The sequence below is a fragment of the Mesorhizobium sp. CAU 1741 genome (genome assembly GCF_039839275.1).
In the GTDB taxonomy this organism is placed as follows: domain Bacteria; phylum Pseudomonadota; class Alphaproteobacteria; order Rhizobiales; family Rhizobiaceae; genus Aerobium.
Genome location: NZ_JBDOQP010000002.1, coordinates 690,697 through 713,095 on the forward strand (window position 1 = coordinate 690,697; position 22,399 = coordinate 713,095).

General features: G+C 64.6%; 21 protein-coding genes, 1 tRNA gene and 1 pseudogene. 12 read left to right on the forward strand and 11 right to left on the reverse strand.

Going from position 1 to position 22,399, the window contains the following annotated elements:
* Positions 1-38: 38 nt before the first annotated feature.
* The 7 genes from deoA to AAFN84_RS10170 form a co-directional block, all read right to left on the reverse strand.
* Positions 39-1,358 (reverse strand): thymidine phosphorylase, encoded by a 1,320-nt coding sequence (deoA, locus tag AAFN84_RS10140; protein WP_347515101.1) that lies wholly within the window; start codon positions 1,356-1,358, stop codon positions 39-41.
* Between the two features lie 225 nt (positions 1,359-1,583).
* A complete protein-coding gene (locus tag AAFN84_RS10145; RefSeq protein WP_347514433.1) occupies positions 1,584-2,390 on the reverse strand; it encodes a purine-nucleoside phosphorylase in 807 nt (268 codons plus the stop codon).
* Positions 2,387-2,779: a cytidine deaminase gene (cdd, locus tag AAFN84_RS10150; RefSeq protein WP_347514434.1), complete on the reverse strand. Its 393-nt coding sequence runs from the start codon at positions 2,777-2,779 to the stop codon at positions 2,387-2,389. Before cdd ends, AAFN84_RS10145 begins: the two co-directional genes overlap by 4 nt.
* Positions 2,780-2,782: 3 nt before the next feature.
* Complete coding sequence (locus AAFN84_RS10155; protein WP_347514435.1) at positions 2,783-3,754, reverse strand: ABC transporter permease; 972 nt, start codon at positions 3,752-3,754, stop codon at positions 2,783-2,785.
* 1 nt (position 3,755) lies between these two features.
* A complete protein-coding gene (locus AAFN84_RS10160) occupies positions 3,756-4,895 on the reverse strand; it encodes an ABC transporter permease (protein WP_347514436.1) in 1,140 nt (379 codons plus the stop codon).
* Complete coding sequence (gene fosX, locus AAFN84_RS10165; RefSeq protein ID WP_347514437.1) at positions 4,892-5,311, reverse strand: FosX/FosE/FosI family fosfomycin resistance hydrolase; 420 nt, start codon at positions 5,309-5,311, stop codon at positions 4,892-4,894. Before fosX ends, AAFN84_RS10160 begins: the two co-directional genes overlap by 4 nt.
* Positions 5,308-6,840 (reverse strand): ABC transporter ATP-binding protein, encoded by a 1,533-nt coding sequence (locus tag AAFN84_RS10170; RefSeq protein ID WP_347514438.1) that lies wholly within the window; start codon positions 6,838-6,840, stop codon positions 5,308-5,310. Before AAFN84_RS10170 ends, fosX begins: the two co-directional genes overlap by 4 nt.
* A 152-nt stretch (positions 6,841-6,992) precedes the next feature.
* On the opposite strand from AAFN84_RS10170, the gene AAFN84_RS10175 reads away from it, so the two are divergent.
* From AAFN84_RS10175 to AAFN84_RS10190, 4 genes are read left to right on the forward strand one after another with little or no spacing between them, the layout of a single operon-like run.
* Positions 6,993-8,153 (forward strand): iron-containing alcohol dehydrogenase, encoded by a 1,161-nt coding sequence (locus AAFN84_RS10175; protein WP_347515102.1) that lies wholly within the window; start codon positions 6,993-6,995, stop codon positions 8,151-8,153.
* Complete coding sequence (locus AAFN84_RS10180) at positions 8,150-8,587, forward strand: thioesterase family protein (RefSeq protein ID WP_347514439.1); 438 nt, start codon at positions 8,150-8,152, stop codon at positions 8,585-8,587. Before AAFN84_RS10175 ends, AAFN84_RS10180 begins: the two co-directional genes overlap by 4 nt.
* Positions 8,584-8,790: a SlyX family protein gene (locus AAFN84_RS10185; protein ID WP_347514440.1), complete on the forward strand. Its 207-nt coding sequence runs from the start codon at positions 8,584-8,586 to the stop codon at positions 8,788-8,790. The genes AAFN84_RS10180 and AAFN84_RS10185 overlap by 4 nt, the downstream gene beginning before the upstream one ends.
* A gap of 19 nt (positions 8,791-8,809) precedes the next feature.
* Complete coding sequence (locus AAFN84_RS10190) at positions 8,810-9,580, forward strand: hypothetical protein (protein ID WP_347514441.1); 771 nt, start codon at positions 8,810-8,812, stop codon at positions 9,578-9,580.
* On the opposite strand, the gene AAFN84_RS10195 is transcribed toward AAFN84_RS10190, so the two are convergent.
* From AAFN84_RS10195 to AAFN84_RS10210, 4 genes are all read right to left on the reverse strand, one after another.
* Positions 9,549-10,751 carry an MFS transporter gene (locus tag AAFN84_RS10195; RefSeq protein WP_347514442.1) on the reverse strand — a complete coding sequence of 401 codons (1,203 nt, stop codon included), beginning with the start codon at positions 10,749-10,751 and terminating at the stop codon, positions 9,549-9,551. The genes AAFN84_RS10190 and AAFN84_RS10195 overlap by 32 nt on opposite strands.
* 99 nt (positions 10,752-10,850) lie before the next feature.
* The gene (locus tag AAFN84_RS10200) at positions 10,851-11,846 is read right to left on the reverse strand and encodes a BMP family ABC transporter substrate-binding protein (RefSeq protein ID WP_347514443.1); all 996 of its coding nucleotides are present in this window, start codon (positions 11,844-11,846) and stop codon (positions 10,851-10,853) included.
* Positions 11,847-12,043: 197 nt separating this feature from the next.
* Positions 12,044-12,709 (reverse strand): peptide-methionine (S)-S-oxide reductase MsrA, encoded by a 666-nt coding sequence (msrA, locus tag AAFN84_RS10205; protein ID WP_347514444.1) that lies wholly within the window; start codon positions 12,707-12,709, stop codon positions 12,044-12,046.
* A 30-nt stretch (positions 12,710-12,739) separates the two neighbouring features.
* On the reverse strand, positions 12,740-13,063 hold the full coding sequence (locus AAFN84_RS10210; protein WP_347514445.1) for a hypothetical protein: 324 nt from the start codon (positions 13,061-13,063) through the stop codon (positions 12,740-12,742).
* Between the two features lie 216 nt (positions 13,064-13,279).
* On the opposite strand from AAFN84_RS10210, the gene AAFN84_RS10215 reads away from it, so the two are divergent.
* The 8 genes and pseudogenes from AAFN84_RS10215 (at position 13,280) to AAFN84_RS10250 (ending at position 22,181) form a co-directional block, all read left to right on the forward strand.
* Positions 13,280-13,369: transfer RNA gene (locus tag AAFN84_RS10215), tRNA-Ser, on the forward strand.
* A 374-nt stretch (positions 13,370-13,743) separates the two neighbouring features.
* Positions 13,744-14,091: pseudogene (locus AAFN84_RS10220) on the forward strand (hypothetical protein); the annotation flags it as partial.
* 269 nt (positions 14,092-14,360) lie between these two features.
* On the forward strand, positions 14,361-14,450 hold the full coding sequence (kdpF, locus tag AAFN84_RS10225) for a K(+)-transporting ATPase subunit F (RefSeq protein WP_347514446.1): 90 nt from the start codon (positions 14,361-14,363) through the stop codon (positions 14,448-14,450).
* Positions 14,451-14,471: 21 nt separating this feature from the next.
* Positions 14,472-16,178, forward strand: a complete 1,707-nt coding sequence (gene kdpA / locus AAFN84_RS10230) for a potassium-transporting ATPase subunit KdpA (RefSeq protein ID WP_347514447.1) — start codon at positions 14,472-14,474, stop codon at positions 16,176-16,178.
* 8 nt (positions 16,179-16,186) lie between these two features.
* Positions 16,187-18,223 (forward strand): potassium-transporting ATPase subunit KdpB, encoded by a 2,037-nt coding sequence (kdpB, locus tag AAFN84_RS10235; RefSeq protein ID WP_347514448.1) that lies wholly within the window; start codon positions 16,187-16,189, stop codon positions 18,221-18,223.
* 9 nt (positions 18,224-18,232) lie between these two features.
* Positions 18,233-18,811, forward strand: coding sequence for a potassium-transporting ATPase subunit KdpC (gene kdpC, locus AAFN84_RS10240; protein WP_347514449.1), 579 nt, complete (start codon positions 18,233-18,235; stop codon positions 18,809-18,811).
* Positions 18,812-18,813: 2 nt separating this feature from the next.
* A complete protein-coding gene (locus tag AAFN84_RS10245; protein WP_347514450.1) occupies positions 18,814-21,501 on the forward strand; it encodes a sensor histidine kinase KdpD in 2,688 nt (895 codons plus the stop codon).
* Positions 21,498-22,181 (forward strand): response regulator transcription factor, encoded by a 684-nt coding sequence (locus AAFN84_RS10250; protein ID WP_347514451.1) that lies wholly within the window; start codon positions 21,498-21,500, stop codon positions 22,179-22,181. Before AAFN84_RS10245 ends, AAFN84_RS10250 begins: the two co-directional genes overlap by 4 nt.
* The last annotated feature ends 218 nt before the right edge of the window (positions 22,182-22,399 follow it).

Consider the following 22,399-nt stretch of genomic DNA (forward strand, 5'->3'; position numbering starts at 1 on the left):
GGATTAAAGTCAACCAGATGGTTTATCTTATTCGATTTTCAGGCGTCGATCGCCATCCTGCGCAGGACGGGCCTGCGGCCACGCGGCTTGGCGTCGTCGAGGGAAAAGGCGTCAAGAACGGCGACATCCGCCGCCTGAGCATCTGCCTCGCTGGATGCATGGATGACCGCCAGCGGCTCGCCTTTCGCAAGCTGGGCGCCGATGGGCGCGAGAGCCGTGATGCCAACGGAATGGTCGATCACATCGTCAGGTCGGGTGCGCCCGCCACCCAGCGCCACGACCGCAAGGCCGATCTGGCGCGATTCGATGGCGGCGACGAAGCCGTCCCGCTTTGCCAGGACGGGGCGCACCACGGAAGCCTTCGGCAAGTGCTTCTCATGGTTTTCGACGAAGTCGGCCGGACCGCCCAGCGCCGCCACCATATGCCCGAAGATTTCCGCGCCGCGACCACTTGCCAGGGCCTCACCGGCGCGGGCCGCCGCTTCCTGATGGGTTTTCGCGATGCCCGCCGAAAGAAGCATCTCGCCTGCCAGGGCGAGCGTCACCTCTTCCAGTCGGCGGTCGCGGAGCCGGCCGGTGAGGAAATCGACCGCGTTGGCCACTTCCACGGCGTTTCCGGCGGCACTTGCCAGGGGTTGGTCCATGTCGGTGATCAATGCCGTCGTCGCAAGGCCCGCGCCGCTGGCGACCTCGACGAGGCTCTGCGCGAGCGAGGCAGCGCCCTTGATCGTCGGCATGAACGCCCCGTTGCCCGCCTTGACGTCGAGCACCAGCGACTGCAGCCCGGCCGCGAGCTTCTTCGACAGGATCGATGCGGTGATCAGCGGGATCGATTCCACCGTGCCGGTGACATCGCGGATGGCGTAGAAGCGCTTGTCTGCCGGTGCGAGGTCGGCGGTCTGCCCGATGATGGCGCAGCCGACGTCGCGCACGACCTGGCGGAACCGGGACTTGTCCGGCTGGCTGACATAACCGGGTACGGAATCCATCTTGTCGAGCGTGCCACCGGTGTGGCCGAGACCGCGCCCCGAGATCATCGGCACATAAGCGCCGCAGGCGGCGACGATGGGGGCCAGCATCAGCGAAACATTGTCGCCGACGCCGCCGGTGGAGTGCTTGTCCGCGACGGGGCCGGGAAGATCGGACCAGTCGAGCACCGAGCCGGAATCGCGCATCGCCAACGTCAGTGCGACCGCCTCGTCACGGTTCATCCCGTTGAGGAAAATCGCCATCGCCAGCGCCGCGACCTGCCCTTCGGAAAAGGAGCCGCGCGCCAGCCCGTCGACGAACGCGGCGATGTCTTCGGCGGCGAGGGACTTGCCATCGCGCTTCTTCCGGATGATCTCCTGGGGGAGCATGGTCAGCTTGCCCACGAAGGGTGGCGCTCTACGTTGCCCCCCTCTGTCCTGCCGGACATCTCCCCCACAAGGCGGGAGATTGGCTGTCTCGAAGGATTTCGCCTATCGCAGGCGTTGCAAAAAAACCGATGCCGCCGAAATTGCTGATCTCCCCCCTCGTGGGGGAGATGTCCGGCAGGACAGAGGGGGGCGCGAGGGAACGCGACGCTTGCCCCTGTCACCAAATTATCCATCCAGTCCGCCATCGGAAAACATCTGCTTGAGGATGGTGGCGAGACGTTCGCCACCGCGTGGCGCCATGTCCTTGGTTTCCTCGTGCGACAGTTCCTGGCCGGTCATCCCGGCCGCGAGATTGGTGATGACCGAGCAGGCGGCGACCTTCAGGCCGAGGAACCGCGCGACGATGACTTCGGGCACTGTCGACATGCCAACGGCGTTCGCGCCCATGATACGCGCCATGCGGATTTCCGCCGGCGTCTCGAAGGACGGACCCGAGAACCACATGTAGACGCCCTGATGAAGCGGCGTGCCGGTTTCCTCGGCAGCCTTCTCGAAGGCGGCGCGCATGCGCAGGTCATAGGCTTCCGTCAGCCCAACGAAGCGTTTGTCGGTCGGCTCTCCGAAAAGCGGGTTGGTGCCAGAGAAGTTGATGTGATCGTTGATCAGCATCACCGAACCCGGCTCCATGTCCGGTTCCAGGGAGCCGGCGGCATTGGTCAGGATCAGCCGTTCGATGCCGATGCCGGCAAGCGCCTCGAGAGCCGGACGCATCGCGGCCGGGTTGCCGTGTTCGTAATAATGCGAGCGGCCGGCCAGCATGATCACCGGCGTGCCGGACAGATTGCCGGCAACGAGCTGCCCGGCATGTCCAGTGACGCCGCTTTGCGGAAAGACCGGCAACTCGCCGTAGGAAATCCGCACGGCGTCCGTGACCTCGGCGACGAGGCCACCGAGCCCGGAGCCCAACACCATGGCGGTCTTGGGCGTGCGGCCCTCCAGCGTCTCGGTGATCCTGGCAATGGTGCGGTTCATTTCAGCGTATCTCCGGCAAATCCGAGCGGCAGGATTTCCGCCATGGTCATGGTCTGGACAACGCCGGTCTGGTCGCACAAGTGTAGCCTGGCATCCGGCCCGGCAAATTCGGCGAGACGCTGGCGACAGCCGCCGCACGGCGTGATGCGGTCCATCTTTTCCGCGACCACCGCGATCTCGGTGATACGGCCGCCGCCACCCATGACGTAGTGGCCGAGAGCCGTGGTCTCGGCGCACCAGCCTTCCGGAAACGAGGCAACCTCGATGTTGGCACCGGCATAGACCCTGCCGTCCTCGGTGCGGATCGCGGCGCCCACGGGAAACTTCGAATAAGGCGCGTGGCATTTCGCCATGGCTTCGCGCGCGGCGAGGAACAGATCATGCGACATTTGTCACCGCTCCTTGACGTAGGGCACGCCGCCGGCTCGCGGCGGGATCGCCTTGCCGATGAAGCCGGCAAGCAGGATCACAGTGAGCACATAGGGCAGCGCCTGGAAGAATTGTACCGGGACGCGGCCGACGATCGGCAGCGGGGTGCCCTGAAGGCGGATTGCCAGTGCGTCGAGGAAGCCGAAGAGCAGGCAGGCGAACATCGCCGGGACTGGGCGCCATTTGGCAAAGATGAGGGCGGCAAGCGCGATGTAGCCCTTGCCCGCCGTCATGTCCTTGACGAAGCCGGCATTCTGGGCGAGCGCGAGGTAGGTGCCGGCAATGCCGCACAGGATGCCGGTGATGATCACCGCGCGGTAGCGCAGCCATGTGACCGAGATGCCGGCGGTGTCGACGGCGGCCGGGTTTTCGCCGACGGCGCGCAGGCGCAGGCCGAAGCGGGTGCGGAACAACACCCACCAAGTCACGAACACCATGAAGAATCCGAAATAGGCCAGGATCGAATGGCCGGAGATCAGCTCCTGGTAGATATAGCCGATCCCGGGAATGCCACCGATTTCCTCGGCGAATGGCAGGGTGACGGCGCCGAAACGGCCCTCTGCGCTGAGCGACGGCGTGCGGCCGCCCTGACTGAACCAGGCCTGGCCGAGTATGATCGTCGAGCCGGCGGCGATGAAGTTGATCGCCACGCCGGAGACGATCTGGTTGCCGCGATGCGTGATCGAGGCAAAGCCGTGCACCAGCGCCAGGAAGCCCGAGACCAGGATGGCGGCGCCGAGCCCCGCCCAGGCCGAGCCGTAGACGGCCGCAGCCGCGCCGGAGGCGAAGGCGCCAGCCAGCATCTTGCCTTCCAGGCCGATGTCGAAGATGCCTGCACGCTCCGAAAACAGCCCGGCGAGGCAGGCCAGCAGCAACGGGATCGAGAGGCGGACGGTGGAGTCGAGGACGACGACGGCGACGCTGAAGAAGTCCATCTCACGCCCCCTCGCGCTTTGCAGCCGTCACGCCCATGCTCCGTGGACTGAGGCTGGCGAAGAACGCCTGGATCGACGGCCGGAACATGTTCTCCAGCGCGCCTGCAAACAGGATGACGAGGCCCTGGATGATGACGATCATGTCGCGGCTGATCGACGGCATCTCGAAGGCAAGCTCGGCGCCGCCCTGATAGAGCATGCCGAACAGCATCGCCGCCGGCACGATGCCCGCCGGATGCGAACGGCCCATCAGCGCCACGGCGATGCCGACGAAACCGGCGCCGGTGACGAAGTCGAGCTGCAGCCGGTTCTGGTCGCCCATCACCGGGTTGAGCGCCATCATGCCGGCCAGAGCGCCGGAGATCATCATCGTGATGATGACGATGCGCGCCTCGCCGATGCCCGCATATCGCGCCGCCTTGGGACTGAATCCTTGCGTCCTGATCTCGTAGCCGAGCCTGGTGCGCCAGATGAGAAGCCATACGAGGAACGCGCAGACGAGCGCCAGAAGGAAGGAAACGTTGAACGGCGACGACCGCACCGCGAAGCCGAGGGATTCCATCAGCCAGTTGAGCTTGGGCAACTGCCCGCCTTCCAGGAAGGTGCGGGTCTGAGGCGCCATCGAGCCCTGCGGCTTGAGCATGCCGACGAGCAAATAGACCATCAGGCTCGCAGCGATGAAGTTGAACATGATGGTGGTGATGACGATGTGCGAACCGCGCTTGGCCTGCAGATAGGCCGGAATGAATGCCCAGGCGGCGCCGATCGCGGCGGCGCCGAGGATTGCCAGCGGGAAGGTCAGCCACCATGGCAGAATGGAATCGAAGGTGAGGCACACCAGCGCCACGCCAAGCCCGCCGACATAGGCCTGGCCCTCGCCGCCGATGTTGAAAAGCCCACCATGGAATGCGACCGCCACGGCGAGGCCGGTGAAGATGAAGCTTGTCGAATAGTAGAGCGTGTAGGCGATGTTGCGGCCGCCGCCGAACGCGCCATCGACCATGATGGCAGCGGCGCTGAACGGGTTTTCGCCGACCAGCAGAACGACGAGACCGGCCACCGCGAATGCGACGATCAGGTTGATCAGCGGGATGAGACCATAATCGGCCCAGGCGGGAAGCTTCGCGTATGGGCTGCTCATTCGGCTGCCTCCCGGCCCTGCGCATAGCGCGCCAATCGTTCGGCCAACGTACCGGTGTGAAGCTCGAACATATGATTGTCCCGATCGTAGAAATACAGCGACCGCCCTTCGCCCTCGACGCGCGGACGCGGCGGGCGCATGTCGAGGCCGAGGTCCTTCACCCGGGCGACGCATTTGTCGAAGTCGGCGTCGTCGATCTTGAAGGCAACGTGGTTGTAGCTGCGCGACGGCAGCGGCTCGCCTTCCATGATCGCTACCCACAGGTCGCCGATCAGGAAGAACTTTTCAGGTGATACGGAGAACGTGTCGTCACCGCTGGAGTAGACCTCTCGCGCCTCCAAGACTTCTGTCAGGATTTTGGTCATCGGCTCCAGATCGCGGACGATGAAGGTCATGTGCGATAGCCCTTCGATCACTCAGCAGCCTCCCGGCCTTCCACACCGGCCATCAGCAGGCCGAGTTCGCCTTCGGTGGCCTCGGGGCCGCGCTCGCCGACGATGCGGCCATCGAACATCACCAGGATGCGGTCGGATAGCGAGCGGATCTCGTCGAGTTCGACCGAGATGAGCAGCACCGCCTTGCCGGCGTCGCGCATGTCGATGAGGCGCTTGTGGATGAACTCGATGGCGCCGACATCGACGCCTCGGGTCGGCTGGCCGACGATCAGGACGCCGGGGTCCTTCTCCATCTCGCGCGCGAGCACGATCTTCTGCTGGTTGCCGCCGGAAAAGTTCGCCGTCTTGAGCCGTTCGTTGCCGGGGCGGATGTCGTATTTCTCGATCTTCTCGCGCGCGTCGGCGCGGATCGCCTCGATGTTGAGGAAGGGTCCGTTCAGATACTGGGCGTGATCGTGATAGCCGAGGATCGAATTCTCGTATTCCTCGAATGGCAGGACCAGTCCCACATAATGCCTGTCTTCCGGCACGTGCGCGAGCCCGCGGTCGCGCAGCTCACCGGGATCGGCCGCACCCATGATGTCGATGGGCTTGCCGTCGAGCGTCACGCTGCCGGACTCGGCCTTGCGGATGCCCGCGATCGTCTCAAGCAGTTCCGACTGGCCGTTGCCGGCCACCCCTGCGATGCCGACGATCTCGCCGGCGCGCACGTCGAACGACACATCGCTGACCATCGTCACGCCACGGGAATCCGTCACCGTGAGGTTCTTCACCGACAGCTTGAATTCTCCGGCCTTGCTTTCCTGCTTCTCGACCTGAAGCAGCACGCGGCGGCCGACCATGAGTTCGGCAAGTTCCTCGACGGTGGTCTCCGACGTCTTGCGGGTGGCGACCATCTCGCCCTGCCGCATGACCGAGACGTTGTCGGTGATCGCCATGATCTCACGCAGCTTGTGCGTGATCAGCACGATGGTCTTACCCTCGTTCTTGAGCTGAGCGAGGATGCGGAAAAGATGGTCGGCCTCGGAGGGTGTCAGAACGCCGGTGGGCTCGTCGAGGATCAGGATTTCGGCGCCGCGATAGAGCGCCTTCAGGATCTCGACGCGCTGCTGGAGGCCGACCGGCAACTCCTCGATGATCGCACCGGGGTTCACCTCCAGCCCGTAATCCTTCTCCAACCGCACCAGTTCGGAGCGCGCCTTGGTGATCGAGGCGTTGAGCAGCGCCTCTCCTTCGGCACCGAGGATGATGTTCTCCAGCACCGTGAAATTCTGCACCAGCATGAAATGCTGGTGCACCATGCCGATCCCTGCCGCGATGGCGTCGCTGGGCGTGTCGATCGTGATCGGCTTGCCGTCGACGCGGATCTCGCCGCTGTCGGCCTGGTAGAAGCCGTAAAGGATCGACATCAGCGTAGACTTGCCGGCGCCGTTTTCGCCAATGATCCCGTGGATGGTGCCGCGCGGGATTTCCAGGTGAATGTTCCGATTGGCGTGAACCGCGCCGAAACTCTTGTTTATGCCGACAAGTTCGATCGCAGCTTCTGCCATGCGACGGACGAGCCCCTCTTTTTTATCGTTTGGTCAAACCATCTAACATGGGCGGTTTCGGCTTGCCAATCCGCCACGCGAGACTTGCGCGCGCTTCACTCTCGACAAATGCGCGTACCCTTGTCAATTTCGCCGCCATGAAAACGGACGCGATCGCTTCATTCACCTTCAACACCACACCGTCGCTCGTCTTCGAGGCGGGTGCGGCGCGGCGCCTGGGCGCGATCGCGGGCAAGCGGCTTGGCCGATCCGTGCTCTTCGTCACGGATCCGGGGCTGAAGACCCTCGGCCTGTGCGATCCGGCGGTGGTGTCCCTGCAATCGGAAGGGATCAGCGTCGCGATGTTCGATGCGGTCGAGGCCGATCCTTCGCAGGCCACGCTGATGAAGGCGGTGGAAGCCGGGCGGACGGCGGGTGCGACCGGCGTGGTCGGTTTCGGCGGCGGCTCTTCGCTCGATGTCGCAAAGCTGGCGGCACTGCTCGTCGGTTCCGGCGAGGCTCTGGACGCTGCGTGGGGCGTCGGCCAGGCGAAAGGGCCGCGCCTGCCGCTGGTGCTGGTGCCGACGACGGCGGGCACCGGATCGGAGGTGACGCCGGTCTCGATCATCACGGTCGGCGAGGAGGAGAAGCGCGGCGTCTCGTCGCCGGTGATCCTGCCGGATCTCGCTGTCCTGGATGCCGAACTGACGCTCGGCCTGCCACCAGCGATCACGGCGGCCACGGGTGTCGACGCGATGGTGCATGCGATCGAGGCCTATGCCTCGAAGAACGCCAACAACAATCCGCTGTCGCGGATGCTGGCACGGCAGGCGCTGCAATTGCTGGGTGCCAATATCGAGACCGCCGTGTCCGATGGGCGCAATGTCGAAGCCCGGGGCAACATGCTGCTGGGCTCGATGCTCGCCGGTCAGGCCTTCGCCAATTCCCCGGTCGCCGCCGTGCATGCGCTCGCCTATCCGATCGGCGGCACGTTTCACATTCCCCACGGGCTTTCCAATGCACTTGTGCTGCCGCATGTGTTGCGCTTCAACGCGCCCGATGCCGCGCGGCTCTATGCCGAAATCGCGCCGGATGCCTTTCCGCATCTGGCGCGCGAGGAAAGCATGCAGTCGCGATGCGCGGCGTTCATCGAGGAACTGTCGGCACTGTCGATGCGCGTGGGCCTGCAGCCGCGATTGCGCGATGTCGGCATCGGCGAGGACGCGCTTGGCAAGATGGCCGCCGACGCGATGAAGCAGCAGCGGCTGCTCGTCAACAACCCGCGCGAGGTCGGCGAGGCCGATGCGCTGGCGATCTATCGGGCTGCGTGGTGACTGACCGCCCTTCTCCCTCCATGCGCGACGACTATCGCGCCTTCCGCACCATAACCACGCGTTGGATGGACAACGACCTCTACGGCCACATGAACAATGTCGTGCATTACTCGCTGTTCGACACGGCGGTGAATGGCTGGCTGATCGAGGAAGGCGTGCTCGACATCCATCGCGGTGCGCAGATCGGGCTGGTTGTGGAGACCGGATGCCGATATTTTGCCGAGATGGGATTTCCCGACGTGGTGACCGCCGGTATCAGGGTCGCCCGTCTCGGGAGCTCGTCGGTGCGCTACGAGGTTGGCCTTTTCCGCAACGAGGAATCGACCGCAGCGGCGGAGGGTTTCTTCGTGCATGTCTATGTCGACCGGCAGACCCGCAAGCCGATCCCGCTTGAAGCCCCGTTGCGGAGCGCGCTCGAAAGGATCGTCTCATGAGCAACGACATGCGCATTGTCCAGCTCGAGGTGCTGACGACGCATCAGGAAAAGACGATTGCCGAGCTTTCCGAACAGATCGCCGAGCAGTGGAAGGTGATCGACAAGATGCAGCGCAAGCTCGATGCGTTGACCGGCCGGTTCCTGGCGCTGGAGGACCAGAGCGCGCCGGACGTTCCGATCACCAAGCCACCGCACTGGTAGTTGCGGACAGGAGCCAGTCATGAACGCCAATGACCGCATGGCACGTGCTGAAGACTACGTTTTCGGGCTGATGGACGAGCGTGAGCGCGAACGCGCCGAACGCGACATGGAGGTCGACGCTGAGTTCCGCGAATGCGTCATGGTGCTGGCGGATCGACTGCGCAGGCTCCATCGCGCCAAGGGTGCGGCCCCGATGTCGGATACGGACTGGGACGCGATCACCCAAGGAATTGCCGGCCTGCCGCAGATGGGTGGGGTCGACGCATCCGTGCGCATGTCCGGGCCACGCTTCTCCGGGATGGCCTTCGCGTCGCCCGACACGGACCGCAAGGGCATGCTCGGCATCAAGCGGCCGGGAGCCCAGCAATTGGGCGGCTGGCGGGGCATCGTCGTCGCCGCCGCGCTCGCCGCAGCCCTGGCGCTGGGCTACGCGGCCGGCCAGGGCACCGTCGTCGCCAGCGGCCCCGTTGCCGTCGCAATGCTGCAGGACGATGCCGGCATGCCCGGAATGCTCGTCGAGACTTTCGAAGACGGTGCGCTGCGCATCCTGCCTCTGGCCGAGATTGGCCTGAGTGACGGCGAAATGGTGCGGCTGTGGACGCAGCGCGACGGCGAAGCCATGCCGCTCGCCACCTTGTCGACGGTGGAAGAGACGGTGGTGCAGGCGCCGCGCATCGATGGTTCGGCGAGCGGGCGCTTCTTCCAGCTCACGGTTGAAACGGCCGCCGACGGACCCGCACCGGAAGGGCGCGTGCTGTTCAGTGGCGAGGCTGTCTCAGCCCCCGGCTGAGGCCCGCCATGCAGGCAAGCCCGACCAGGGCCGTGGCGGCGAGGAAGACGCCGAAGCCTGCCCAGCCGAAACGCTCGGCCATGAACGCGGCGACCGGTGGACCGAAAAGCGTGCCGATACCGCCGGCCTGCGCGACCAGGCCGAACGCGACGGAGACCGACCCACCGGCTGGCGTGAGGAAAGGAACGGCGGCGAATTGCGACGATGCGATCACCGCTCCCGATATCGCCAGAAGGAGCGCGCACGCGGTCGCCACCAGCGGGTCCGAACTCGTGAACGCAGGCGCCGCGACCACGGCACAGACGAGGAAGCCTGCGACCGCCAGCCGCGCCATGAAAGACGCCTGCCTGCCGCGCACCAGCACGCTGGCCAGGAAGTTGCCGAGGGGCACGGACAGGGCGATGACGCCCGCCGACACAAAATAGTGCGCGCCCTCACCCGCCACGAAGGCCGGCATGAAGGTGAACATCGGCACGGACATTACCACGAAGGCGCCGAAACCAGCGGCGAGAAGCAACACCTCGCGTGACAGGGTCGGCAGGATACCGCCGGTGCTTCCGGCACTCGCCGCCACGGGTATGCCGCGAAGCGCAAGCAATGCGGCGGCGGCGAAAAGCGCAAACAGCAGCGTCATCGACAACAGGAACAGCGGTGGTGCGAATGACGGCAACATTGCCAGCGCGATAAAGTCGGACACCGCGAAGCCCAGCGGCACGAAGCCGCTCCAGATCGCCAACACTGACCCTTTCCAGGACGATGGCGAGATCGCGCTCAGCACCGTCGGCAGCCCGACGCACAGGGCCAGGTAGCCGACAGCCTCGACGAGGCGCGCGGCGAAGATCGGCACCGGCGATGTGGCGTACGACAAACCGATGCCCCCGGCGATCAACGCGGTCGCGCCGAGCAGGATCGACGACTGCAGGCCGAGACGATCGATGACCCATCCGGCCGGCAACGCCGACACCGCGATGAACAGCCCGAGAATGGCGGCAAGCCAGCCGGACTCGACCATCGAAAGACCGAGCGCCTCGCCGTACCACGGGATCAGTGGCGCGATCTTGCCGAGCTGCGCCCCGGTCATCACACCGGCAAGCAGGATCAGCACGATCGCTGCAAGGCGTGCCGGACGGTCGGAAATGGCTGCGGGAGAATCGGCGGTCATGGCTGCCATGATAGACCAGGCAAACCCGAAACGGTTGCGCGGATGCATCGAAAAAGAAGAACCGCCGGGCTCGCACCCGGCGGTTCATGTGCCTTCAGTCGCTGCCGATCAGTAAGGGCAGGAATTGTCGCTCATATAGTCGTGAACCTCGATCTCGCCGGCGATGATCTTGGCCTTCGCTTCTTCGACGGCGGTCTTCATCTCTTCGGTGATCAGCGATTCGTTGTTTTCGTCGACAGCATAGCCGACGCCGTCCTCGGCGAGGCCGAGAACGTTGATGCCCGGCGAGAATTCGCCGTTGCGGGCATCCGAGAAGGCATTGTAGACGGCGACGTCGACGCGCTTGAGCATCGAGGTCAGCACGCTGCCAGGGTGAAGGCCGTTCTGGTTGGAGTCGACGCCGATGCCGAGCTTGCCGGCGTCGGCGGCCGTCTGAAGCACGCCCACGCCGGTACCGCCGGCAGCGTGATAGACGACGTCCGCGCCCTGGTCGATCTGCGAGCGGGTGATTTCACCGCCGCGTGTCGGATCGTTCCATGCGGCAGGCGTATCACCGGTATAGTTGCGGATCACGGTGGCTTCGGGATTGGTCTCCATCACGCCCGAGGCGTAGCCGCACTCGAACTTGCTGATCAGCGGGATCTGCATGCCGCCGACAAAGCCGACGGTGCCGGTCTCAGAGGCCATCGCCGCCAGCACGCCGACGAGGTACGAGCCTTCCTGCTCCTTGTAGACGACCGAGCGTACGTTCGGCTTTTCGACGACCATGTCGATAATGGTGAAGTTGGTCTCCGGGAACTCCTCGGCAACCACTTCCAGGGCGGACGCCCAGGAGAAGCCGGCCATCACGATCGGGTTCAGGCCGTCCTCGGCGAAGCGGCGCAGGGCCTGCTCGCGCTGCGCGTCGTTGGAGATCTCGAATTCCTCGGCCTTGATGCCGGTTTCTTCACGGAATTTCTCCGCGCCGTTGAACGAGGCCTCGTTGAACGACTTGTCAAACTTGCCGCCGAGGTCGAAGAGCAGACCCGGCTTGATATCTTCCTGCGCGAAGGCGCTGGCGCTCATCGCGGTGGCGGCCAGGAGGCCCAGAACAAAACGCTTCATGTGATCCACACCCTGTCGGTTGCTTTTTTTCGCTTTTCGTCAGCGCATCCAACATCCGTTCGGACGTGGCCGCGCCGCGCCGGCAGAGGACTTTGGTCCCCGCTCAAACGCCACTGTTGCATGGAGCCGACGAAAATTCACGCGGAATTTTGACCTTTTGGAAAACACCGCGTGAAAGGGTGAAGGGCGGCGAAGGTTCAGGCCGATGCCGCCGCCGGAACCGCGCAGGCGACGCCCGTTCCCTTAAGCCCGCAATAGCCATAGGGGTTCTTGGCCAGATATTGCTGGTGCTCGGCCTCGGCGAAATAGAACACCGGGGCCGGCGCGATCTCGGTCGTGATGCGCCCCTGTCCGGCCGCCGACAGGGCCACCTCGTAGGCCTGCCGCGACGCCTGCGCTTCGGCCAGTTGCGTGTCACTGGTGGTGTAGATCGCCGAGCGGTAGGTGGTACCGACATCGTTGCCCTGGCGCATGCCCTGGGTCGGGTCGTGGCTCTCCCAGAAAAGCCGCAGGAGTTCCGCGTAGGAGACCTGCGTCGGGTCGAACACCACCATCACGATTTCCGCGTGGCCCGTCAGGCCGGTGCAGGTTTCCTGGTAGGTAGGGTTGGGCGTGTGTCCGCCCTGGTAGCCCACGGCGGTCAGCCACACGCCGGGCGTCTGCCAGAACAGGCGTTCCGCCCCCCAGAAGCAGCCCATGCCGAAATAGGCGGTCTCCATTCCTTCGGGATAGGGACCGTGCAGCGGATGTCTGGAGACGTGATGCTTCACCGCCGTCGGGATCGGCTGGTTACGCCCCGGCAACGCCTCGGCGGGCTCCGGAAGCTTGAGTTTCTTGTTCAGCATGTCGCTCAGGAAGAACATCGAGGTCACTCCTTTCGCCCCGCAGGGCCTTTATTGCGCCGCGAACCGGTTGCTGACGCGCGTGCGCCGCCGCCCGGCAAAGCCGAAGATCACCGCAATCGCCAGCACCACCGCAAAGCCGGGCAAGCCAAGAAGACCGGTGACGACCGGATCCCAGACAAATGGCGGCAGCCCTTGGCGGATCGTCGATTCAAGCCCGGCAAGCGTCGAGGGCGACACGGCTTCCCATGTCTCGCCCAGCGGCGTCCATACGATCGCTTCGGCTGCGATGGAACGCGTCGCATCCAGCACCGCCATGATGACGGCGACGGACAGGGTGATCATCGACAACAGGCGAAATAGAGCTTTGACCATGCCAGGCTTCGAACGGCTGCGCCCACCGCGCATCGCGGCGGCATCTGCACCATCAGATAGGCATCGCGCGCGCAAATGGCAATCCGGCACGCCGCCGCCGCGCGCGCGCAGCGCTGCGATCAGCCACAGGAAACAGTGCATTGACGGCTTGGCATTCGGCAAAGGATAGACTAGATGAGCGCCAACGACCGTCTACGGCTTGCCGGGACGGTTTGCGGAGAGGTGGCCGAGTGGTTGAAGGCGCACGCCTGGAAAGTGTGTATACGGGGAACCGTATCGAGGGTTCGAATCCCTCTCTCTCCGCCAGAACAGCCGCTAGCTGTCTGATTTACCTTCGATTTTCTCGTTCCATCGGCCACTGTCCCTATACGTGCGTTACGAGCTAGTTCCACGCCGTTCGTGGAGAAGCGAAGGCAAGCGCCACAATCCGGCTGTGCCATTTTTTCTTTATCCACACGATCCGACGCAAGCATATCATGTCGACATGCTGCAGGCTGCGCCAGCCGACTATAGCTGAACCGGCACTCTGGCGCGGCTCACCGATCGAGGTTCGCGCTCAAGAGCGCGTTGCCGTCATGTCTACTTTTCCGCGCCCTATTCTTCGCAGCCCTCTCGGCCGCTGATCGGTAGTGTCCCGCAACGGTTCATCCTCTAGCCAATCAAGGCCGAGGAGAACTCACATGGGCCATTCTCAGTTCGATGATGCTAATCACGAGCGCGCAGCCTGGAATGCGGGAAAGAAGGTCGGCAGCAAGCGCCGGCTCATCCAAAAGCAGATTTGGGCCATTCGCTTTTTCCTCGATCGCGAAAACCGCGTTCGCGACCGAGCGCTGTTCGATCTGGCTATCGACAGCAAGCTTCGAGGCTGTGACCTGGTCAAGATCAGGATCCGCGATGTGGTCGCCGGACCGGAGATCAGAACCCGAACTATCCAGATCCTGCTCGGTCACTCCAAGATCGAGAATACAGAGCGGTATCTCGGCGTCGACTTGGAGGACGCGTTGATGGTGGCTGATCGTACCGAAATCCAGGGGTTCGGCAGCCAAGGTTATGGACGCCTCTCGCCACACTCCACGATCGCTGCGGAGTGCGGATTCTCCCCAGTCGCGTTTATGCGCTGTTTACGCCGAACGCCGGGATAACGCATCGCGCATTGATGCCTCGGTGCCATAGATAGGTCGCTCCTGAAACCACGGAGCGACCCATGCTCGACATCTTCTACATTGCGCTTGCCGCCGGCTTCTTCGTCGCGGCCGCTGCCTCCGTCCGCCTGCTCGAACGGCTTTGAGGTCACGCCATGGCTCTCGACCTCCTCGTCGGTGGCGCGGTCGCCGCGCTCCTTCTCGTCTATCTCGGATATGCGCTGGCCCGGCCTGAACGGTTCTGACCGCGCGCAAGGACATTCCTCATGGCACCCGACATTCTGCAGTTCATTCTCTACGCGGCACTCGTGACCGCGCTGGCCTGGCCGCTCGGCCTTTACCTTGCCCGCATCTATGAGGGCAGCACGACCTGGCTGTCGCCGGTCCTCGCTCCCGTCGAGCGCGGGTTCTTCGTCCTCGCCGGCATTCGTCCGGACCAGGGCCAGCACTGGACGCGCTATGCATTGTCGGTGCTTGCCTTCAGCCTTGGCTCGTGGGCGCTGCTCTACGCGATCCTGCGGCTGCAGCACCTCTTGCCGTTCAATCCGCAGGCGCTCGGACCGCTCTCGCCGGACCTCGCCTTCAACACGGCGGTATCGTTCACCACCAACACCAATTGGCAGGCCTATGGCGGCGAGACGACCATGTCGTATTTCAGCCAGATGGCGGGCCTGACGGTGCAGAACTTCGTTTCCGCCGGCGTCGGCATGGCTGTCTGCGCGGCGATCATCCGCGGCTTCTTCGCCCGCGAACAGAAGACGCTCGGCAATTTCTGGGTCGACCTAACGCGCTCGGTTCTCTACGTGCTGTTGCCGCTTTCCATCGGGCTGACGCTGTTCCTCGTCTGGCAGGGCGTGCCACAGAATCTCATCGCCTACGTGTCGGCGACGACCGTAGAAGGCGCGCAGCAGACGATCAGTCAGGGTCCGGCCGCCTCGCAGATCGCGATCAAGCAGCTCGGTACGAATGGCGGCGGCTTCTTCAACGCCAACTCGGCCGTGCCCTACGAGAACCCGACACCGCTCTCGAACCTCGTCGAGATGATATCGATCCTGCTTATTCCGGCGGCGTTCTGCTTCATGTTCGGGAAGATGGTGAGGGACATGCGCCAGGGCGTAGCGATCTTCGCGGCTATGGGCATCCTGTTCCTCGGCGCACTCGCGCTGACTTATGGTTCCGAAGTCTCCGGCAATCCCGCCTTCGCGCAGCTTCCCGTCGAGCAGTCGGCCGGCAACATGGAAGGCAAAGAAGTCCGCTTCGGCGTCGGCAATTCCGCGCTGTGGGCAACGGCAACCACCGCGGCGTCCAACGGCTCGGTCAATTCCATGCACGACTCGTTCATGCCGCTCGGCGCGCTTGCCCCGATGCTCCTGATGCAGATCGGCGAAGTGGTCTTCGGCGGTGTCGGTTCCGGCTTCTACGGGATGCTATCCTTCGTCGTGCTGACCGTCTTCCTCGCCGGACTGATGGTCGGGCGGACGCCGGAATATCTCGGCAAGAAAATCGAGGCGCGCGAGGTGAAGCTCGCCGTCATCGCCTTTCTGGTGATGCCCATTGGCGTGCTGGGGCTCGGCGCGCTCGCCGCCGTGCTGCCGATATCGCTGTCATCGCTCCAGGATACCGGGCCGCACGGACTGTCGGAAATCCTTTATGCCTATTCCTCGGCGACCGGAAACAATGGCTCGGCCTTCGCTGGCTTCGGTGCCGGGGTGCCCTACCACAACACAATGCAGGGTATCGCCATGCTGCTCGGACGCTTCGTCTACATCGTCCCGATGCTGGCGGTCGCGGGTTCGCTGGCCGCCAAGAAGTCGGCGCCGGCATCGTCCGGTACCTTCCCGACGCATGGGCCGCTGTTCGTCACGCTCCTAATCGCCGTGATCCTGATCCTCGGCGGACTGACCTTTTTCCCGGCGCTCGCGCTGGGGCCGATCGCCGAGCACGTCTCGATGCTCGCCGGCGAAACCTTCTGAGGCACACTATGCGCAAGAATCCCGACATCTCCCTCCTAGATTGGCGCGTCACCGGTCCGGCGCTGAAAGTGGCTTTCAGAAAGCTCGATCCGCGCCTGATGGCCAGGAACCCGGTCATGTTCGTCACCCTGGTGGTGGCAGCGCTTTCCACCTTGCTGTTCCTGCGCGATCTGCTCATCGGAGGTGAAAGCGTGGCCATCAGCGGCCAGATCGCAGCGTGGCTGTGGTTCACGGTGTATTTCGCCAATTTCGCCGAAGCTATGGCGGAAGGCCGCGGAAAGGCGCGCGCCGACACGCTGCGCGCCACCCATTCCGAGACGCCTGCCCGCAAGCTCGCCTCGATCGACACGGGCGAACCGGAGGTCGTCTCAAGCCGTTCGCTCAAGCCCGGAGACCTGGTGCTGGTGAAGGTCGACGACATCGTTCCCGCCGACGGGGAGATCGTCGAAGGAATCGCGTCGGTCGATGAAAGCGCGATCACGGGCGAATCCGCCCCGGTGATCCGCGAGGCTGGCGGCGACCGATCCGCAGTGACGGGCGGCACGCGTGTCGTGTCCGACTGGATCAAGGTCAGGATCACATCCAAGCCCGGCGAGAGCTTCCTCGACCGGATGATCGCGATGGTCGAGGGTGCTGAACGCCAGAAGACCCCGAACGAGATCGCGCTCAACATCCTGCTCGCCGGCATGACGATCATCTTCCTGATCGTCGTCATCACGCTTCAGCCCTTCGTGATCTATTCCGGCGCCCTCGTGCCGGTGGTCTTCCTGATCGCGCTGCTCGTCACGCTCATCCCGACCACGATCGGCGGCCTTCTGTCGGCCATCGGCATTGCAGGCATGGACAGGCTGGTGAAGGCGAACGTGATCGCCAAATCGGGTCGTGCGGTCGAGGCCGCCGGCGACGTCGACGTGCTTCTTCTTGACAAGACGGGCACGATTACCTTCGGAGCACGGCAGGCCGACGCCTTCGAACCATTGCCAGGTGTGTCGCCGAAGGAGCTGGCGGAGGGCGCGCTGCTTGCCTCGCTTTCGGATGAAACGCCCGAGGGCCGTTCCATCGTCGACTTTGCGCGCAAACAGATCGGACGCGCACTCGACGGTACGGACCGGGTGGGAGAAGCAATCGCATTCTCGGCCAATACGCGCCTGTCCGGCGCGGACCTTACGGACGGCACGCAGCTTCGCAAAGGCGCGGCAGATTCCATCCTCACGTGGTGCGGCACATCGGCGTCACCGGAACTGCGTGCCATCGTCGAGCGCATCGCCAAGTCCGGCGGCACGCCGCTGCTCGTTGCCCGCGACAAGCACGTACTCGGCGTCATCCAGCTCAAGGATATCGTCAAGCCGGGCATCCGCGAGCGGTTCGCCGAGCTGCGCCGCATGGGCGTTCGTACGGTCATGGTTACAGGCGACAATCCTCTGACAGCCGCTTCCATCGCCGCCGAGGCGGGCGTCGACGATTTTCTCGCCGAGGCCACCCCCGAACGCAAGCTGGAGCTGATCCGCAAGGAACAGGCCGAAGGCAAGCTCGTCGCCATGTGCGGCGACGGGTCGAACGACGCGCCTGCGCTTGCCCAGGCCGATGTCGGCGTGGCGATGAATACGGGCACGCCCGCCGCCAAGGAGGCGGGCAACCTGATCGACCTCGACTCCGACCCGACCAAGCTCATCGAGATCGTGCTCGTTGGTAAGCAGTTGCTGATCAGCCGCGGCTCGCTGACGACCTTCTCCGTCGCCAACGATGTGGCCAAGTATTTCGCCATCCTGCCTGCCCTGTTCGTCACAGCCTATCCAGCGCTCGATGCACTCAACGTCATGGGCCTCGGCAGCCCCGGCAGTGCAATCCTTTCGGCCGTGATCTTCAATGCGCTGATCATCATCGCGCTGATCCCGCTGGCGCTGCGCGGCGTCAAATACCGGCCCGCGACGGCTGCAACTCTTCTACGCCGCAACCTGCTCGTCTATGGCCTTGGCGGCCTGATCGTTCCTTTCGTCGGCATCAAGGCGATCGACCTGATTGTCAACGCCGCTGGCATCGTGTGAGGTGAAACCATGATTTCCGAACTCAGACCCGCTCTGGTCCTGCTCGCCCTGTTCACGGTGCTCACCGGCGTCGCCTATCCGCTCGCGATGACGGGCGCCGCGCAAGCACTTTTCGCGACACAGGCAAATGGCAGCCTGATCGAGCGCGATGGCCGGATTGTCGGCTCCTCGCTGATTGGCCAGTCCTTCACGGGCGAAGTCTATTTTCACGGACGCCCGTCGGCCGCCGGAAGCGACGGCTACGACGCTGCCTCAACGGGCAGCAGCAATCTCGGCCCTACCTCGAAGACGCTTATCGACCGTGTGTCGGCAGATGCGCAGCGGATCAGCGCCGCGAACGGCCGCGCGTCCGTCCCGGTCGACCTCGTCACCGCGTCCGGCAGCGGTCTCGACCCGCATATCTCGCCAGCGGCCGCGAACCTGCAGGTCGAACGCGTCGCCGCGTCGCGAGGTGCAGACATCCAGGCAGTGCGCGCGCTGGTCGCCGAGCACCTCGAAGGCCGGACACTGGGCGTGCTCGGCGAGCCGCGCGTCAATGTGCTGTTGCTCAATCTCGCCCTCGACGAACGCATCCCGGTCGCCGACTGACGATGGAAAAGGAAAGCCGCCCGGAACCCGACGCCCTCCTCGCGGAAGCCGCGAAGGAGGGACGCGGGCGGCTGAAGATCTTTCTCGGTGCCGCACCTGGTGTGGGGAAAACCTATGCGATGCTGGAGGCCGCGCAACGCCGCAGGGCGGACGGTCTCGACGTGGTTGTCGGTGTGGTCGAGACGCATGGCCGCGCCGAGACCGAGCGACTGGTTGCCGGGCTCGAGATCGTCCCGCGTACACAGATACCATATGGTGGGCGTCTGCTCTCCGACATGGACCTGGACGGCATCATCGCACGTAGGCCGAGACTGGTTCTCGTCGACGAACTGGCGCACACCAATGTACCGGGAAGCCGCCACGCAAAGCGATGGCAGGACGTCGAAGAGCTCTTGGCAACGGGCATCGACGTCTACTCGACGCTGAACATCCAGCATCTCGAAAGCCTCAACGACGTCGTCGCCCGGATCGCCCGTGTGAAGGTGCGCGAGACGGTCCCGGACAAGGTGCTGGAACTCGCCGACGACATCGAACTGATCGACCTTCCGCCGGACGAACTCATAGAACGGCTGCGGCAGGGCAAGGTCTACATCCAGGACCAGATCGCCCGCGCAATCCAGAACTTCTTCTCGAAGGGCAACCTCACAGCGCTGCGGGAACTCGCAATGCGCGTAGCCGCCGACCGCGTCGACGCGCAGATGGCGGCCCATATGAAGAGCCATGCGATTCCCGGCCCGTGGCCGGCGCAGGACCGGGTACTCGTCTGCGTCAACGAGGCGCCCGTCTCAAAGGCGCTGGTCCGGGCCGCCAAGAGGATGGCCGAGCGGTCGAGGACAGACTGGATCGCGGCAAGCGTGGCGACGCCGCAGTCCGAGCACCTGCCGGATGCGGCCAAGGATTCGATCGCCGAGACCCTGCGGCTGGCGGGATCACTGGGGGCAGACATCTCGACCATCAATGCCGAAAGCCATGTCGCCGACGAGATCCTTGCCTTCGCCCGCAGCCGCAACGTCTCGCGCATCGTGCTCGGACGCCCGAGGCCGCGCCTCTTCACGGCCTGGTTCACGCGTGAGACGGTCGCCGAGGAGATCATCCGCAAAGCGGACGACTTCGAGGTGACCATCGTTTCGGCTGATCCGGGCGAGGCGAGAAAAGCCGCGATCCGTGGTGCCGCGCTCGTTCCCGAGCGCGACCCCAAGGCCTATCTCTGGTCGGCCGCCGCTGTAGCGGCCGCAACTGCTGTCGCGATCTTCGTCAATCGCATCTTCCCGGTCGAGAGCCTGTCGCTCTTCTTCTTGGTGGCTGTGCTGGGGGTTGCCGCCCGTTTCGGCCTGTGGCCCTCGATCTTCGCCAGCGGGCTTGCATTCCTCAGCTACAATTTCTTTCTAACCGAACCGTTCTTCACCTTCGAGATCGCCAATCAGGATCTGGTGCTGACGCTCTTCCTGTTCCTCGCGGTGGCGGTCGTCACAGGCAACCTCGCGGCACGCCTGCGGGACCAGGCGCATGCCCAGCGCGCGATCGCCAGAAGAACGGCGAACCTGTTCGACTTCTCGCGCAAGGTCGCCAGCGTCGCCTCGCTCGACGATGTGGTCTGGGCGGCGGTCACCCATGTCGCGTCGACGATGCAGTGCTCTTCCATGATCCTGATGCCAGACGCGTCTGGCCGGCTTGCGATCGTCGGTGGAATGCCGCCCGAGGACCAGCTCGAACCGCGAGACCGCGGCGCGGCGGAGTGGGCATGGGACAAGCGCGAGCCGGCGGGCTGGTCGTCACAGACATTGCCATCGGCCACATGGCTTTTCCTGCCGATGAAGAGTGCCGGCCGGATTCACGGCCTGCTCGGCGTCCAGTTCGGAACGCGCCAGTACATCACCGCGGAGGAACACCGCCTGCTCGACTCGCTCGTCGATCAGGTCGGTATCGCCATCGAGCGCACCAAGCTCACCTCAGACATGGAGCAGACGCGACTGCTGGCGGAGACGGAGAGCCTGCGCGCGGCACTGCTGTCCTCCGTCAGCCACGATCTCCGGACACCGCTGGTCTCGATCATTGGCGCGGCGACCTCGCTGGTCGACGCGGACGCGGCGCTGGGCGCGACGGGCCGCCGGAGCCTCGCAGAAACGATCCGCGACGAAGGCGAGCGGCTCAACCGCTACGTCCAGAACCTTCTCGACATGACCCGGCTCGGCTACGGTGCGCTGAAGGTCGCCCGGCAACCGGTCGATCTGCGCGAGGTCGTGGGCCGGGCCCTGCGGAGGCTTGATCGTGATCTCGTGGGACATCGTATCATCCGGGATCTCCCCGCCTCGTTGCCCGAGGTGTCGGGCGACGCGGTCCTTCTGGAGCAGGTGGTGACGAACATTCTCGACAATGCGGCAAAATACGCGCCCGACGGTTCGCAGGTCACCCTTTCGGCCAAGGCGATCGGCGGGGAGGTAACGCTGACTGTCTCGGATGAAGGCCCCGGCATACCCGAGCCCGATCGCGCGCATGTCTTCGACATGTTCTTTCGCGTCCGCGCCGGCGACGGGCAGCCCGGCGGCACAGGTCTCGGCCTTGCCATCGCCAAGGGGATCGTCGACGCGCATGGCGGCTCGATCCGCGCCGAGGCGGCGACGAAGGAGGGCGCCGGCACCCGCATCGTCGTGACCCTTCCCGCCGCCGCACCACCGGGCGTGCCCGAATGAACACCGGCCGTATCCTTCTCATCGAAGACGACCCGGGCATCCGGAAGTTCCTGCGCGTGGCACTGGAGGCGCAGGGCTTTACGATGGAGGAGGAGGCGTCTGGCAAGAGCGGGATCGCAAGGGCAGCGACCGCGCAGCCAGACCTCGTCGTGCTCGACCTCGGCCTGCCCGACATGGACGGCAAGGCGGTGATCGCCCGCATCCGCGAATGGTCCCAGGTGCCGATCCTGATCCTATCGGTGCGTCAGTCCGAGGACGAGAAGGTCGCAGCCCTTGACGCCGGGGCCAACGACTATGTCGTCAAGCCCTTCGGCATTGCCGAGATGCTGGCACGTGTCAGGGCACTTCTTCGATCGGCCTCGGGCGGTGCTGCAGCCGAAACGGAGATCTTACGGGGCGACCTTCGCATCGACCTCGCCCGCCACGAAGTCGCCCTCGCAGGGGAGCCGGTCAAGCTCACGCGCAAGGAGTTCGACCTTCTCGCGCTGCTCGCCCGCAACGCCGGCCGCATCGTCACCCATCGCCAACTGCTGGCCGACGTCTGGGGTCCCGCCCACGAGCACGACCTCCAGTATCTGCGCGTCTTCATCGGCCGCCTTCGCGCCAAGCTCGGCGACGACCCGGCATCACCTCGCTTCATCCTGAACGAGCCGGGAGTTGGGTACCGATTTCTGGACTAGCCAGTCTTTCGGGCAAATGGCCGCTTGCACACTCTCGCCACTGTAGGCCGACTGTCTCACGGCCCCTTAACGGCCACGGAAAATCACTTTTCGGCAGACGGGTGTAGAAGACGCCAACGGTCGCACCGGGGTGGGAATGCGGAATGGCAGGTTTCAGACTGAAGATTTGAAGAGCGGACGTTCTGTAACTGGTCGCTTCGGGGCGATGACCGCCTGTC